We start from the raw sequence: 15,828 nt of genomic DNA, 5'->3' as shown, positions 1-15,828 counted from the left end.
TTTATGGGTGAAAAATGGCTACGCTGCGCGAACTGATTATTAAAATCTCGGCCAATTCCAGTTCGTTCCAGACCGAGATCGCCCGCGCCAGCCGTATGGGGGCCGATTATTACAAAACAATGCAGAACGGCGGCCGCCAGGCAGCGGCGGCCACACGGGAAACCCAGCGCGCCCTTGCTGAACTGAACTCGCAACTGGCATCCGTCAAAGCGTCCGCAACCGGTATGGCTGGTGCCTTTGCCGGTGCTTTTGCCGTGCGTGAGCTTATCGGGTATGCGGATACGTGGAACCAGTTAAGCGGCCGCCTACGCCTGGCGTCCACATCCTCGCAGGATTTTGCAACCGCGCAAACCCAGTTGATGGCTATCAGCCAGCGTACCGGCACAACCATCCAGGCGAACACCAACCTTTACGCCCGTATCGCGCAGTCCATGCGAGACGCGGGATATGCTTCGTCCGATGTAGCAAAAGTGACAGAAACCGTCGCTACGTCGCTGAAGCTGTCTGGCGCAAGTACTGAGGAAGCCAGCTCCGTTATTACGCAGTTAAGCCAGGCGATTGGATCCGGTGTCCTGCGTGGTGAAGAATTCAACGCCATCATGGAGAATGGCGGCCGCCTGGCTAAATTATTGGCTGCGGGGCTGAATACGACTGTTGGCGGTCTGCGCGCCATGGCGAACAACGGCCAGTTGACGACGGATAAAATTATCCCGCTGCTGACCAACGTTGAGCAGTTGCGAAAAGAGTTTGCCACTTTACCGGCATCGATAAGCGGTTCAGCTCAAAAGGTCGAAAATTCCTTCGAAGCTTGGGTGGGGGAAGAAAATAATGCCGTAGGCGCATCCACGGAGTTGTCCGGCGCGCTTGATGCTCTCGCCGCCAATATGGGCACAGTGGCCAACGTCACCGGCACGCTGGTGGCCATCGGTGCTGCGCGTTACTTTGGCAACATGGCGGGCAGTATCGGCACCGCCACTGGTAAGCTGCTGGAGAACTACAAAGCCCAGGTCAGCATTGCCAGCGCCCAGGTCTATGCCGCCGCGCAAACACAACGCAAGGCTGTAGCAGATGCCGGCGCCGCGTTATCTGCCTATAACCTGGCGCTGGCTGAAGCCAATGTCGCTAAAGGCACGAATGCGTCAATGCTGGCGACGCAAAACCTGATCGAAAAACGCGGCGCGATGATTGCCGCTAATACGGCTCTTGTGCAGTCGAATCGGGCTGTTGCCTTATCCGAAACGGGACTCAATAACCTGACTTCTGTTACCAGCCGCATCGGGGCAGGCGTGTCCGGGCTTCTCTCATTGGTTGGGGGAATACCAGGCGCAGTATTATTAGGGGCCGGCGCCTGGTACACGATGTACCAGCAGCAGGAACAGGCTACGGCGTCCGCGCTGGAATATGCCAAATCCCTGGATGGCATCAAAGCCAAATTAAGCACTTTATCGCTCTCCGGTGTGGCTGACACCGGCGATAAAATTCGTGCCTCGCTTAAAGCGCAAACTGACCTGATAGAAGATCAGCAAGATAAGGTCAATAGCCTTACCAGCACCATCGCGTTTTATCAAAAGCAGCTCCAGAATCCCTCCCCGGGCGTCAATACCACGGACTTGCAATCCGGTATCGACACCATCATGGGAAAACTGGCCACCGAAGAAGATCGGCTGCGCCAGATGCGCGCGGAGCACGATAAAACGCTGGCTGCCCTGAACGCGACGGAGCAACAGCGCATTGACTTGGTGCGCCAGCAGGCCGCCAACGAAAACAGCCTGTATCAGTCCACGCTCATGATGAACGGGGCTTATTCGGAATTTAACCGGCTGATGTCGCTGGGTAATAACCTTCTTACCCAGCGCGCCGGATTCGGAGCGGGTGCGTATCAGGGGCCTGTGGTATCAACTGCATCGGCAACCCCTCAACAAGCCACCGCAGTTGAGCGATCCCGGCGGGATAATGAGCTGGCAAGCCTTTCCGGCCTGGCAAAACAGCATCAGCAATTTGTCTATGAAGCGCAAGACCTGAAATTAACCGGCGCGCTTTATACCACTTATATCAATAACAAAGACCAGGCCGCGCAAAAGGATGCTGCCTCGGCCGCGGCCAAAAAGGTCGATACTGCTGCTACTTCCTCCCAGAACAAAGCAGTCAGGGAGGCGGCCAGCCAGGCGGAGCAGTACTCCCGCAAAATGGCCGATCTGAGTGTTGCGACTGAGGTTCAGCAGGTGCGTGCCACCCAGGGGGAGAAGGCAGCAGATTTGTATGCCGCGGCGCATCAGGCCGGGACAAAATGGACAGACGAGCAGCGCAAGGCTATCCGTGCCTCTTCTGAAGAGTTGGCTATATGGACCCAGCGAGCGGATGAAAATGTCCGTAAGCAGCGCGAGCAAATCGACGCACTTAAGGATCTGCGCGATGCCGCCCGGAAATATCAGGATGATGCGGCCCTTACAACCCAAACGCGTGGAATGAGTGATCGGGGCCGTCAATATTTTAATGACCGGCAGGAAGTGCAGCGCGTATTCGATAAAACTGACCAGGGCGCAGCAGCGATTGCGGCGCGCTCTGCCGCGCTGGATGCGTTGAATAAAAAATACCAGGCTACCTCGGATGCTGAAGCTGACTGGATGGCCGGCGCCACCAGGGGGTATCGGAATTGGCTGGACAATATAACCGATATTGCTGGCACGGTGTCGCAGGGCGTCACCAGTACGCTGGATGGTGCTTTTACCAGCGTTACCTCGATGCTGGAGGGCAATAAAGGTTCGTGGAAGTCTTGGGGCATATCCGTGCTCCAGATTCTCGAAAAAGTCGCTCTGCAAATGGCGGTTGTCCAAATGGCTGGCCAGGGCAACTCCGGCAGCAGTCTTTTCGGCTCAATCGTCAGCGGCGTGAGCAGCTATTTCGGTGGTAGTACTGCTGGCGCATCAACATCAACCGCATTCAATACCGGTGCCTACAGTAATCTGAGCCTGAACGCCAAGGGCGGCGCCTACAGCTCGCCCAGCCTGAGCGCGTATAGCAATAGTATCGTCAATCAACCAACGCTGTTTGCGTTTGCCAAAGGCGCCGGCCTTATGGGGGAAGCCGGTGAAGAGGCTATTATGCCTCTGACCCGAACAGCAGATGGTTCACTGGGAGTAAGGGCAGTAGGTGGTGGCAATGTTACCGCCGGCGCCGGCAGCGCGCCCCAGGTCTATATCAGTATTGATAACAATGGCAATACCACAACCCAAAGCAGCACGGGATGGGAGCAATTCGGTAGCGAGATCGGCGCGTTTGTCGATCAGCGGTACCGCGCGCTGCGTGATAGAGATCTGGGGCAAAACGGTGTCATTAGCCGGGCTATCAAGGGGCGGATATGATCGACACTTTTAACTTTCCCGCGCGCATCAATCCCGTGGGGGAAGTCACCCTCCGCGTGCGGGAAACGCAATTTGGGGATGGCTATACCCAGCGTTCCGGCGACGGAATTAATGGTGAGTCTGATAGCTGGCCACTGACGTTTGTCGGGGATTGGGATTACATTTCTCCGATCCGCAATTTTATCCGTTCTCATAAGGGTTACATCGCATTCCAGTGGCGGAATCCGCTATTTGAGTTGGGATTGTATATTTGCAAAACCCATCAGGTTACCGCGCTGGGGAATAACTCCCGCGGTAAGCCTATGTATCAGTTGACCGCCACTTTCGAAACTGCTTTTCATCCATAAGGGCAAAACGTGTCTATCAACAGTGACCTGCAAAAATTAGAGCCGGGTAGCAAAGTCGTGCTTTTTGAAGTGGACGGCACGGCATTCGACGGCCCGCAGCTTTATTTCCATAACCATGCCATTCCATTTACCGAAGACGAATTGAATGCCGCCGGCGGTGATCCGGCTGCGCTGCCGGCAAAATCAATCTGGTGGCAGGGCATCGAGTATAAAGCCTGGCCGACTCAAATCACCGGTGAGGAAGTAACGAGCGACGGCAGCGCGCCATCACCATCATTAGCCGTGGCCAATCTGGACGGCACCATTTCTTCAATGTGCCTGGCCTATCAGAATCTGGCAAAAGCCAAAGTCATCAAGCACACCACGTTCGCGCATTACCTGGATGCAAGGAACTTCCCGGAAGGAAACCTGAACGCCAATCCAAGCGAGGAAAAGCTCGACGTTTGGTATATAGACAGCAAGACCATGGAGAACGACGAGCAAATACAGTTCGCGCTTTCCAGTCCCGCCGATCTGCAGGGCATTATGATCCCGACGCGGCAAATTCATAGCCTTTGCACCTGGTGCATCCGAAACCGTTACCGAGGCCCGGAATGCGGCTACACAGGTTCGGCCTATTTCGATATTGATGACAACCCGGTGGATGATCCGTCAAAGGATGCCTGCGGTGGCCTGATGACGTCATGCAAATTGCGTTTTGGCGCCACGGCGGAATTACCTTTCGGTGGTTTCCCCGGGTCCGCGCTACTGAAGAGGTAAGGATGCGAAAACATATCATCAAATCGCTGCTGGCTCATGCCGAGCAAACCTATCCGGCGGAGTGTTGCGGCCTGGTTATTCAGAACGGCCGGAAGCAAACTTACCTCCCATGCACCAATACCGCGCCAGAAAACGGTGAACAATTCAGGATTGCCCCCGAAGAATATGCGGCAGCGGAAGATGCCGGTGTCATTATCGCGGTGGCCCACAGTCATCCCGACGCCACCACGCAACCGTCGCAGCTCGACCTGGCGCAATGCGATCTATTACAGGTCCCTTGGATTATCGCGAGTTGGCCGGAAGGCGACGTGCGTGAGATTATGCCCGCTGAAGGAATAAAGCCGCTGGAGGGGCGCCCGTTCGTGCATGGCATCTGGGACTGCTACGCCATCATCCGAGACTGGTACAAACTGGAGCGAGGCATAGAACTGCCCAATTTTGAGCGCTCTGATGGCTGGTGGGACCGTGGTGAAAACCTCTACATGAAAAACTATGCTGAAGCGGGCTTCGTGCCCACGGAAGGTGCATTGCAACCCGGTGACGTGATCATCATGCAGGTGCGCGCGGATGAGCCAAACCACGCCGGCGTTTACCTGGGCGATGGGCTGATGCTGCACCATATGTACGGCAAGTTGAGCGGCAAAGTCCCTTATGGGGGATACTGGCATGAAAGAACGATTACAACCCTTCGCCATAAGGGATAATTTATTGCTATTATCCTTGAATCATCGTTCGAGGGAGCCATAATGAAGAGAAACACTAACCTAATCTTGGCTGCAATATTTTTTGCAATTACAGGATGCTCTACAAGCCCCACCACATCTGACAATGTTACGTCGATACCTACAGAGCGCGCCCTAGGATTTCAGAATAAAAGTGATAGCAGCGCAACGATTATAATAAGCCGCGATAGTGGCTTCTTATCAGGGGGAGGGTGTTTTGTATCAATTCTTATTGATGGTAAAACGGCCGCTCGGATTAATACTTCTGAGATAGGTAAATTTTATGTTGAGCCTGGACGTCATATTATTGGCATCTCTGGCGATCCGTTAGGTGGGGGTTTATGTAAGTATCAAATCGGACAGCCTATAAAAGAATCATCAACTGAAGTTAGTAAAGGTGATGTCCAGAAGTTTAGAATATCTGGTGGCACTAACGCCGGATTAGATATCAGACCAACGAGCTTATAACCTATTTTTGATTTGCTACCATATTATTAAAAGGCCATTTAACCATGGCCTTTTTTAATGGAGGAATTATGTCAGAGTTGAAAACCATTCACCTTTATGGATCATTGAAAAAGTTTACGAAGGCAAATAAAGGAATAATTAATTTATCAGTTAATACAACGCAGGAAGCAATTAAAGCATGCTGTACGGTGCTTCCTGGCTTTGAGCGGTTTTTGATGACGGCTAAAGATCGTGGGCTAACCTTTTCAGTATTTAAAGGAAAGAAAAATATTAGTAAAGATGAATTGGATTTCGGTGTGGGCGATGATGAAATTAGGATCGTGCCAATTATTATTGGCAGCAAGCGGGCGGGATTATTTCAGACGATACTTGGTGCCGTTCTTGTGGTCGCTGGATATGCTTTATCGGGATTTACTGGTGGAGCAAGCCTTGCTTTAGTTCCAGCTGGCGTGGCAATGATGGTTGGCGGCGTTGTCCAGATGCTTTCACCCCAGCAGAGCGGACTGGCAAGTCGGCAGGATCCTGACAATAAGCCCAGCTACGCCTTTGGTGGCCCGGTAAATTCAATCGCTCAAGGCAACCCGGTACCCATTGGCTATGGCAAACGCCGTATTGGGGGGGCCATCATTTCAGCCGGAATCTACGCGGAAGATCAACAGTAATCAAGTTTAAATTCAGGAGCAAATATGAACGAATCACAACGTATTGCCGCGCTTGAAAAAGAAGTGACGGAAATTAGAATTCAGATAAAAAAAGCCAAGAATGAGAATGAGCAAGTGCATAGAATGATGAAAGCGGCCACATTGAAGGCCGCCGATGCATCATTTTTGCTGAGCTATCAAAGATAAGGCTTGATCCATAATCTCAGTAATTAATGGATTAGATACACTCCATTTATTTTTTTCTTGATTAATTAATTGTGCTAAAAATTTCCTTTCACCCTCAGGATGTTGACTACATAATAAACGAATTACATATTCAGCGGCTCCAACCCGCACTTGTAATATTCGCAAATCTTCTTTCTCTTGTTCCGTCATAAGTTTTGCCTTTTTTAACTCAGAGGTTTTCAGCCATCTCTCTGGCAAGGTGCGCCCATGTGAACGTATGGGCGGGCTGAATCCTTAACATAAACCTTACGTAACCAAAGGTTAATCCTGATATTTGATCAGCTATCGGCTCGCTTCGGCGGGCTTTTTTTATGCCCGGAGAAAACATGCCATCAATCGAAGGTCAGAAAGGCGGTAGTGCCAGCACCCACACGCCGGTTGAGTCCCCCGACTCACTGCAATCCACCTCCTATGCCAAAATGCTGTTTGCGCTTGGCGAGGGGGAGTGGCTGGGTGACCTGGACGGCACAAAAATTCAACTTGATGGAACCCCGATCCAAAGCGCCGACGGCACAATAAATTTTCCCGGGGTGCAATGGGAGTTTCGCTCCGGAACGCCGGACCAGTCCTATATCGCCGGTATGCCTGATGTCGAAAACGAAACTGCCGTTGCTCTGGAACTGACCAACCAGACGCCATGGATCCGGGCTGTGACCAATACCGAGCTAAGTGCTGTGCGCTTGCGTTTCTCCTGGTCTTCTTTGCAACAGCAAAAAAGCAACGGCGATGTGGTGGGCTACCGGATCCAATATGCGGTAGATGTAGCCACAGATGGTGGAGCATATCAGGAAGTGCTGAATACTGCGGTCGATGGAAAAACCACGACCACTTACGAGCGTAGCCATCGCATTGATCTACCTGCGGCAACCACTGGCTGGCAAATCCGCGTCCGTCGTCTTACTGCCAATTCATCCAGTAACCTTATTGCCGACACCATGGTGATCGAAGCCATAACAGAAGTGATCGACGCCAAGCTACGCTATCCCGAAACGGCGTTGTTGTTTATTCAGTTCGACGCCAGCCAATTTCAAAATATCCCAGTGGTTTCATCCGAACCCAAAATGCGCATTATCCGGGTGCCGACAACCTATGACCCTGTTGCTCGCACTTACAGCGGAACCTGGGACGGCACGTTTAAATGGGCCTGGTCAAACAATCCTGCCTGGGTGGCTTATGACATTCTAATGGCTGAACGTTTTGGCCTGGGCGAACGGATCACCGCTGCCAATCTCTATTACACCAAATGGGACCTGTATACGATTGCTCAATATTGCGATCAGTTGGTGCCCGATGGCCGTGGTGGTGGGGCGACTGAACCGCGTTTTCTCTGCGACGTTTATATTCAATCTCAGGAGGAAGCGTGGACCGTCCTCAATGACCTGGTGGCTGTTTTTCGCGGCATGATGTTCTGGGCCAACAATCAAATGAACGTGTTGGCAGATATGCCGCGGGACATGGATTACGCAATTACCCGGGCGAATGTTAAAGACGGAAAATTCACTTACGCCAGCGCCAGCGAGAAAACCCATTACAGTACGGCCATGGTTTCGTGGTCAGACCCGGCAAATGGTTATCAGGACGCGGTGCAGCCGGTGTTTAAAAAAGCCTTGATTAGGCGCTACGGCATTAAGCAGGCCGATATCACCGCTATAGGCTGTATCCGCCAAACGGAGTCGATAAGGCGCGGTGATTGGGTACTGGAAACCAACGACAAGGACCGCGTGGTGTCCTTCACCGTGGGGTTGGACGGTAAAATCCCATTGCCGGGTTATATCATCGGTATTGCTGACGAAATGCTCGCTGGCCGGCCACTCGGTGGACGAATCAGCGCTGCAGCTGGGCGTAATATAACCCTTGACCGTGTTTCTTCAGCAGCCGTTGGGGAACGGCTGATTATTAATTTGCCCAGCGGCAAATCCGAAGGGCGCACCATTTCGTCGGTATCCGGCAAGGTCGTCACCGTTACCACGGGCTATTCAGAAACACCGGAGCCGGAATGTGTCTGGGCTGTAGATGCCACCAACCTGGCCCTGCAGCTGTTTCGCGTCACTGGCATTACCGCGGGTGACGATGGAGTGTCGTTCGATATTACCGCCATAGAGTACGATCCGAATAAATTTGCGCGCATCGATACCGGCGCGCGGATAGAAGATCGGCCGGTTACGGTTATCCCCCCTGGCGTCCAGCCGCCGCCGTCAAATGTGGTGATCAGCAGCTTTACCGCTATCGCCCAGGGCCTGGCGGTCACCACGATGCGGGTAACATGGGATAAAGCAGACAGCGCGATTGCCTATGAATCTGAATGGCGTAAAGACAACGGCAACTGGATAACTGGGCCGCGCACCTCCGCGCAGGGTTTTGAGGTGACCGGGATATATGCTGGCCGTTACCAGGCGCGCGTGAGGGCAATAAATGCCTCGGAGATTTCCAGCGTATGGGCAAACGCTCTTGAAACACAACTGAACGGCAAAGAGGGTAATCCGCCGGCGCTGGCCAGCTTTACCGCCACCGGCCAGGTATTTGGCATTGCGCTGTCCTGGCAATTCCCGGCCGGCGCCGAGGATACGCAGAAAACGGAGATTTGGATCAACACCCAAGGATCGGATGATGGTTCATCGCTCCTGGGGGACTACGCCTACCCGCAAAACTCCCACACCATGACCGGCCTTGCCGCCGGCAAATCCTTCTGGTTTAAAGGCCGGCTGGTGGACAAAACAGGTAATCAGGGGCCATGGACAAACTGGATTAATGGCGCATCCAGTAGCGATGCCTCTGAAATTCTGGATTACCTGAAGGGGCAGATCACTGATACGCAGCTGGGCCAGGATTTATTGGCGCCCATCCAGGATGCCCGAGAGTTAAAAAACATGTGGTCGGTAAAGGTCGGTGCCACTCAGGACGGCAAGCAATACCTGGCCGGGATCGGGGTAGGGGTAGAGAACACCCCGTCAGGCATGCAAAGCCAGGTGCTGATTTTGGCCGACCGTTTCGCTGTGCTTAATCAAACCAATGGCGTGACCTCGGTACCCTTTGCCATTGATGGCGGCCAGGTGTTTATGAATATCGCCTTTATCAAAGACGGAACTATCACCAACGCCAAGATCGGCGATTACATCCAGTCAAACAACTGGGTAGCGGGTCAATCAGGTTGGCATATCGGTAAGGATGGCAGCTCAGAATTCAATGATGTTACGGTGCGGGGAACAGTTTATGCCACGGATGGTTTATTCAAAGGGCGCATTGAGGCAACGGACGGCTATTTCAACGGCACCGTTTATGCCAACCATCTTGAGGGTGACCTTGCCGTAATGACGTCCATGGATATAAACGTCAGTACACCGTCCGGCTCGTCAAGCCATGAGGGCAATTACACCAAAACATTAAATCCTGATAATTATATCGACAGAACATTGTCTGTTATTTTCCCCTTAAATGCCTGGGCATCAACCAGCCCGCAGGGAGGTGACGGAAACGCCTATATCGAGTTAAAGGCAGAAATATTTGTTGACGGTGTTTCTGTCATCACGTTCAAAACCAATGCTAATGCGTTAGGTGGTGGCAATACCGATTACAACGGCACCTCGGGAGCCTGGACGGTGGATGTGCCGCAAGGGCAGGCTAAGACGATGAGTCTCAAAGTGACCAAAACTACCGGCGGGGGTGGTACTCATGACGCCTACGCCGGGCCAGCGATATTCATAGCATGCCGTAAACGAAATAACAGTTGGTCCTGATTTCATTGACGACAAAGAGAAATCCGCTTCGGCGGATTTTTTATTGGGAGAAATAAATGGCAGTAACTATCAGTGGCAAACTTATCGGCCCAAATGGGGACCCGCGCTCGGGTGTAACAATACAGCTTCGCGCGGTGAAAACATCATCGGCAGTTGTTCAACTGGCCCCTTCAACTTCGGTCACTGGCAGCGACGGCAGTTATTCCTTATCTGTCGAAGTCGGCACGCACGAGGTTATGATCGAGGCTTTTGGCCAGCCTTACGAAAAGGTAGGCACCATAGCGGTGTATGCCGATTCAACTGCTGGGACGTTAAATGATTTTCTAACAGCACCTGGAGAGACAGAACTCACCCCCGCTATTGTCGCCACAGTTGAAGAAATGCGCACTGCCTCTCTGGCTGCCCGGGACGAAACACTCGCAGCCCGAGACATAACCGTCACAGCCGCCCAATCTGCTATCACCTCTGGCAACCTTCAACCTGACGAGGCCACGGGGCTGGCCAATACCACTAACGGCCAGATCTTCACGGTAGGGTATGGAAGCGGCGCGGATATTTCATATAAGACATTCGAGAACGTGAACGGCGTAGCTGTAGTAAGAATTGAGGCACTTGGCAAAGGAGCAGTGGATGCGGTTCAATCTGATATGGATATTCTTGGACAATCTGTTATAAAAGGCGACGATATATTTTTACCAAATGGAAGAAAAATAATAAATGGCATGGCTGGTTCAGATGGGTTTGGTAACGTTTATTCAGATGAACGAGGTAAATTTTATGGCGGGGGGGTTTCGCACGATACATCAGAAATAATTTTTGATCCTTATATTGCCATGGTTATTGGTGACCAAACCGATGGGGTGACACCTTGGACAGTTTTTTATAAAAACGGTCATATTAAAACCAATATTTGTGAGTTAATAGAACATCCAAGTCCTGTATATCACCTTAACCCACCAGGGATATATCTGGCAGATAATGCAACGCCAAATCCAAACGCGTTCATGAGACCTATCATGCTAAAAGATTTAAACGATTTCAATATAGGTCTTTATGGCATGTCTTTGGATTACGCAGTGAGAGGTGATGCCGCTTCAGGCAGGCAGGCTGCGGAGTGGTTGTATGAGTGGGCTATGCGCCGTTCGATGGTAATAAGAAATGGGTCAGGTAATCCTGGCGCATCATATGAGAGACACTGGCGAGTCGCAAACTTTGCAATTTGTTATTTTATAGGGAAAAATGAAATAAACTTTGAGTTGAGAAGGGAAATTATTGATTGGTTTACTGACCTCGGCAATACCATGATACTTGATTTTGATGGATATTCTGCTAAAACAAATAATCACGCATACTGGTGCGCCGCCTCCGTGTATGCGCTTTATCTCGTTACCGGCATAGAAGAATTTAAAACATTTTCTCTAAATCAATATGATTTAGCAATGAACCGCATACAAGAAGATGGGACCTTGACAACTGAACTAGACAGGTTGAAACGTGTACTTTATTATCATAGTTTCGCACTAGAACCTTTGATAATGATGTGTGAGTTGGCAATACAAAAAGGAGAGGATTTATACAATAGAAGCTCAAAATTATTTCTATTGATAGAAACCACTATTCACGGCGTATACGATCCCGTTTGGTTCAAGAACATAGCTGGCTTATCTAATGATCAAGAGCCAGTTACTGGGGGTGGGTGGGGTGGGTTCCTTTCTTTACGATACCCGGAGCTTATTCAGGGAAGGTTAAATGCTGACATAACGGTTTACACTGACCAGTTTTTCATGGGAAAAACTTACGAATTAGCAAGACTATGGGTGAAATAATATGACGACTATTATTGCCGGAAGCGGAATAATTACTAATCCGAATTCAATAAAGCTTTTCACTCCCTCTATTGAAATGCCTCCTTTATTGATAAAGGGGAATTTTAAAAGGTCAATAGCCAGTTTAGTTGATATAAGTGGGGCGGGTGCTCTATTTAACCTAGCCGGAACAAGTACAGGTAATGTCACCTTTGATGATGAGGGTGTTTTTGTTACGAAAACCAACGGTCTTGAAACAAATGTATTAGCAACCGAGGCCATTAGCATCTACTCAGTTCATAAACAAGGTGACCTGACTTATGATATTCTAAACGCGATCCCTTTTAATGATGGCTCTCAAAATACAACCGGTTCAGGATATGGGACATATTTTTTGGAGCGATACCCGCGTGGTAGTGGAGATACACAAATTAACGGGATGTATGCAACAGGATATGTTTATTGGGATTCAACTCCTAGCGCTAACAGAACTGGTTTACAAAATGCTCAACAGAATGTTGAAAAGGGTGATTTCGTTTTTCGTATGATGGTGATTGATCCAGTTTCATATACTGCAACTATTTATTCCGGTTATAAAGGCGTTTTGACAAAGGATGTCACTCAGATCCCGCATGATTTAGCGGCGAGGGTGAGAACAACGCCTTTACGTGTAGGATATGCTCCTAACTCCTCGGCAATATCAGGGGCTAGCCCCGCACTTCGTATTGCAGAGTTTGGAGCGTATAATGGCGCATGCACAGATAAGCAGGCCGCAAAGGCGTATACAGAATCCAGGGCACTCCAAGCTTTAAGTGGAATAACCATCTAACTAGGAATATCACGCTTTAGGTCGGGCCTTCCCTGGCCCTTTGGAAGTACACGCGCACTGTACCGAACCAATCGGCCTCCATCAAACCGGCGCGACATTCTTGCGAAACGCGCCGCAAAACTAAATTTCCCTTCCGCTCAACGCCCTACGATTTTCCTCTCCCGCTTCGCTTCACAATATCCGCATGGCGTGCATATACTGTATAAAATAACAGTGATGATCCATTTGAGTATGCGAACATGATTTTTTATCGGGCCGTTGAACTTGCCGAAGTAATTCCCCTCCCACTTTTTTTGGAGCGGGTGCCCGCTGGCTTTCCCAGCCCAGCCCAAGATTACATTGAAAACCGTATAGATTTGAATCAGTTATGTGTGAGCCATCCAGCTGCGACCTATTTTGTCAGGGTAACCGGCGACTCGATGATCGAGGGGTTTATCAACGAGGGCGACATGCTAATCGTAGACAGCGCTCTCACGGCACAGCATGGGCAAATTGTTATCGCGGCAGTAGACGGTGAATTTACTGTCAAGCAATTGCAACTCACCCCGACGCCACGCCTATTACCCATGAATACGGCTTATCAGGCCATCACAATACGTTTAGAGGACAATGTCGAGATATTCGGCGTGGTGACGTTTATCATTCACTCGGCACCCTGACCATGTTTGCCCTGGCGGATGTGAACTCGTTTTACGCATCCTGCGAGACAGTATTTCGTCCTGACCTGCAAGGTAAGCCGGTCATCGTTCTCAGTAACAATGACGGCTGCGTAATAGCGCGTTCGGCTGAAGCAAAAAAGCTCGGCTTCAAAACCGGGAACCCTTTTTTCGAGATTAAAGACATCGTACGGAAACACTGCGTGCATGTGTTTTCCAGCAATTACGCGCTGTATGCCGACATGTCAAACCGGGTCATGACCACCCTGGAGGAGATGGCGCCATCAATTGAGATTTACTCCATTGATGAGGCTTTCATGAACCTGTCCGGGGTCAGCAATTGCATGAGCCTGGAGCAGTTTGGGCGAGATGTACGCGAAAGGGTAAAGCAGCGCACAAAGCTGACCGTTGGCGTAGGCATTGCCCCAACAAAAACGCTGGCCAAGCTCGCCAATCATGCCGCTAAGCAATGGAGCAAAACCGGCGGCGTGGTGGATCTGTCCTCTCCGCTGCGCCAGCGTAAGCTGATGGCGCTGATGCCGGTGGAGGAAGTCTGGGGCGTTGGCCGGCGGATTTCGAAAAAGCTAAATGGAATGGGTATTTTTACCACCTTGCAGCTGGCTGATAGCCACCCGCCATTTATCCGCAAGCATTTCAGCGTTGTGCTGGAGCGCACGGTTCGGGAACTCAATGGCGAATCATGCATGGCGATGGAAGAGTTTGCGCCAACCAAACAAGAGATCATCAGCTCGAGGTCGTTCGGGGAACGGGCCACCACCTACCAGATGGTGCGCGAGGCGGTCTGTGCTTATGCCGAGCGAGCGGCGGAGAAACTGCGGGGCGAACGTCAGTACTGCAAGAAAATTTCTGTCTTCATCAAAACAAGTCCGTTTGCGGTGGATGAGCCCTATTATGGCAACCAGGCGACCGGAAGTCTCACCATCCCGAGCAATGACACCCGCGACATTATCCGCGTCGCTATGGAGTGCCTGGACAGAATTTTCTTGCCTGGCATGCGCTATCAGAAAGCCGGTGTGATGTTGGGGGATTTTTATAGCATCGGAGTAGCGCAGTTGGCTCTATTCGATGAATATAAACCGCGGGCCAACAGCGAAGCGCTCATGCGTGTACTGGATGGGATTAATCACTCTGGGAAAGGTAAGGTCTGGTTTGCGGGGCAGGGCATACAGCAGGCGTGGCAAATGAAGCGGGCGCTTCTCTCGCCGGCGTACACGACCAGATACAAGGATTTGCCGATCGTGAAAGCAAAGTGATGCAACTCAAACGACAGGGTTATCGATGCGTTTGATGATCCCTGCGTTGTCGTTGTGAATATTCCCCACGGCCTTAGCGACAGGGTGAAAAGAAAATTCATCTGCCGGTATGGCGAAATCATGTGCCAGTTCTTCGGCGCGTTCCGGCGTTATCTCGGGTGATAGCCATTCGAGGGAAGCCTCTCTCGTCATAACCAGCGGCCGGCGGTCATGGATATCGACCAAGCCCTTGTCACTGGCCGCAGTGATGATAACAAATCCATCGTCATCCGGCGCATCCAGGGCGTCGGGATGAAATCGACCTATAGCCGCAAAGAATATAGGAGCCTTGCTTTCATGATAAATGAAATACGGCTGTTTAATTTTTGCGTCGTCCGGATCTTTCTTCCATTCGTACCAGCCGTCTGCCATGACCAGTGCGCGCCCAGTATTCCAAAGTGGCTTAAACATGCGCCCCGTAGCCGCCGTCTCGACGCGCGCGTTGATGAGGGGAGGGCGGCCAGCTTCTTTGGCCCAAGCCGGCTGATATCCCCACATTACGGGGTCGAGGTGCAATTTATCATCGCGCTGGTTTAACAGTAGAACGCGGGTGCCTGGCGCAACGTTGTAGCGTCCGATTGGCTCGCCATCGAGGGCGCCAACGAATTCGACGTCAGGCTTAAGTGATTCGAGATATTGTTCTCTGGTTTCGATCTGGGCAAATCGTCCGCACATAGAGATCAGCTTATAAGGAGGAGGGTATTTGAAGTATAGAAAATGGTGCGGTTTTTCCCTGGTTTTTCCCCCATTTTACCCCAAGCAAAATGCAGACGAAAAAAAACCAACCACAAGTGGTTGGTTTTCTTCAGGATGATTGGTCGGCATGAGAGGATTCGAACCTCCGACCCCCGACACCCCATGACGGTGCGCTACCAGGCTGCGCTACATGCCGACTGCATGGGCGCCTATACTACCTTGTCCTGCGTTGATTGCAATAGCCCATTGA

General features: G+C 51.1%; 14 protein-coding genes and 1 tRNA gene. 12 read left to right on the top strand and 3 right to left on the bottom strand.

What is annotated here, in order from left to right; all coding sequences use genetic code 11:
* Positions 1 to 14: 14 nt before the first annotated feature.
* The 7 genes from ACL2XQ_RS17495 (at position 15) to ACL2XQ_RS17465 (ending at position 6,506) form a co-directional block, all read left to right on the top strand.
* Positions 15 to 3,362 carry a phage tail tape measure protein gene (locus ACL2XQ_RS17495; RefSeq protein ID WP_413732348.1) on the top strand — a complete coding sequence of 1,116 codons (3,348 nt, stop codon included), beginning with the start codon at positions 15 to 17 and terminating at the stop codon, positions 3,360 to 3,362.
* Positions 3,359 to 3,709 carry a phage tail protein gene (locus tag ACL2XQ_RS17490; protein ID WP_413732350.1) on the top strand — a complete coding sequence of 117 codons (351 nt, stop codon included), beginning with the start codon at positions 3,359 to 3,361 and terminating at the stop codon, positions 3,707 to 3,709. The genes ACL2XQ_RS17495 and ACL2XQ_RS17490 overlap by 4 nt, the downstream gene beginning before the upstream one ends.
* A 9-nt stretch (positions 3,710 to 3,718) precedes the next feature.
* Positions 3,719 to 4,468 (top strand): phage minor tail protein L, encoded by a 750-nt coding sequence (locus tag ACL2XQ_RS17485; protein ID WP_413732352.1) that lies wholly within the window; start codon positions 3,719 to 3,721, stop codon positions 4,466 to 4,468.
* A gap of 2 nt (positions 4,469 to 4,470) precedes the next feature.
* Positions 4,471 to 5,172 carry a C40 family peptidase gene (locus ACL2XQ_RS17480; RefSeq protein WP_413732354.1) on the top strand — a complete coding sequence of 234 codons (702 nt, stop codon included), beginning with the start codon at positions 4,471 to 4,473 and terminating at the stop codon, positions 5,170 to 5,172.
* A gap of 42 nt (positions 5,173 to 5,214) precedes the next feature.
* Positions 5,215 to 5,658: a hypothetical protein gene (locus ACL2XQ_RS17475; RefSeq protein WP_413732356.1), complete on the top strand. Its 444-nt coding sequence runs from the start codon at positions 5,215 to 5,217 to the stop codon at positions 5,656 to 5,658.
* Between the two features lie 68 nt (positions 5,659 to 5,726).
* Positions 5,727 to 6,320 (top strand): tail assembly protein, encoded by a 594-nt coding sequence (locus tag ACL2XQ_RS17470; RefSeq protein WP_413732358.1) that lies wholly within the window; start codon positions 5,727 to 5,729, stop codon positions 6,318 to 6,320.
* A 24-nt stretch (positions 6,321 to 6,344) separates the two neighbouring features.
* Positions 6,345 to 6,506: a hypothetical protein gene (locus ACL2XQ_RS17465; protein ID WP_413732360.1), complete on the top strand. Its 162-nt coding sequence runs from the start codon at positions 6,345 to 6,347 to the stop codon at positions 6,504 to 6,506.
* Here ACL2XQ_RS17465 and ACL2XQ_RS17460 read toward each other — a convergent pair.
* Positions 6,480 to 6,695, bottom strand: a complete 216-nt coding sequence (locus ACL2XQ_RS17460) for a hypothetical protein (RefSeq protein ID WP_413732361.1) — start codon at positions 6,693 to 6,695, stop codon at positions 6,480 to 6,482. The two genes, ACL2XQ_RS17465 and ACL2XQ_RS17460, sit on opposite strands and share 27 nt — an antisense overlap.
* A 176-nt stretch (positions 6,696 to 6,871) precedes the next feature.
* On the opposite strand from ACL2XQ_RS17460, the gene ACL2XQ_RS17455 reads away from it, so the two are divergent.
* From ACL2XQ_RS17455 to umuC, 5 genes are all read left to right on the top strand, one after another.
* Positions 6,872 to 10,279, top strand: a complete 3,408-nt coding sequence (locus tag ACL2XQ_RS17455; protein WP_413732362.1) for a phage tail protein — start codon at positions 6,872 to 6,874, stop codon at positions 10,277 to 10,279.
* A 56-nt stretch (positions 10,280 to 10,335) separates the two neighbouring features.
* Positions 10,336 to 12,105 (top strand): prophage tail fiber N-terminal domain-containing protein, encoded by a 1,770-nt coding sequence (locus ACL2XQ_RS17450; protein WP_413732364.1) that lies wholly within the window; start codon positions 10,336 to 10,338, stop codon positions 12,103 to 12,105.
* Position 12,106: 1 nt separating this feature from the next.
* Complete coding sequence (locus ACL2XQ_RS17445) at positions 12,107 to 12,913, top strand: hypothetical protein (protein ID WP_413732365.1); 807 nt, start codon at positions 12,107 to 12,109, stop codon at positions 12,911 to 12,913.
* A 239-nt stretch (positions 12,914 to 13,152) separates the two neighbouring features.
* Entirely contained in the window at positions 13,153 to 13,572 is a 420-nt protein-coding gene (umuD, locus tag ACL2XQ_RS17440; protein ID WP_413732366.1) for a translesion error-prone DNA polymerase V autoproteolytic subunit, read from the top strand.
* Positions 13,573 to 13,574: 2 nt separating this feature from the next.
* Positions 13,575 to 14,843, top strand: a complete 1,269-nt coding sequence (umuC, locus tag ACL2XQ_RS17435; RefSeq protein WP_413732368.1) for a translesion error-prone DNA polymerase V subunit UmuC — start codon at positions 13,575 to 13,577, stop codon at positions 14,841 to 14,843.
* A 6-nt stretch (positions 14,844 to 14,849) separates the two neighbouring features.
* On the opposite strand, the gene ACL2XQ_RS17430 is transcribed toward umuC, so the two are convergent.
* Both ACL2XQ_RS17430 and ACL2XQ_RS17425 read right to left on the bottom strand, forming a co-directional pair.
* A complete protein-coding gene (locus ACL2XQ_RS17430; protein WP_413732370.1) occupies positions 14,850 to 15,557 on the bottom strand; it encodes an SOS response-associated peptidase family protein in 708 nt (235 codons plus the stop codon).
* 140 nt (positions 15,558 to 15,697) lie between these two features.
* A tRNA-Pro gene (locus tag ACL2XQ_RS17425) sits at positions 15,698 to 15,774 on the bottom strand.
* Positions 15,775 to 15,828 lie beyond the last annotated feature (54 nt).

The organism is Sodalis sp. RH14 (assembly GCF_047324285.1).
GTDB lineage: Bacteria > Pseudomonadota > Gammaproteobacteria > Enterobacterales > Enterobacteriaceae > Acerihabitans.
This window is presented reverse-complemented; position numbering and strand designations above follow the sequence as displayed.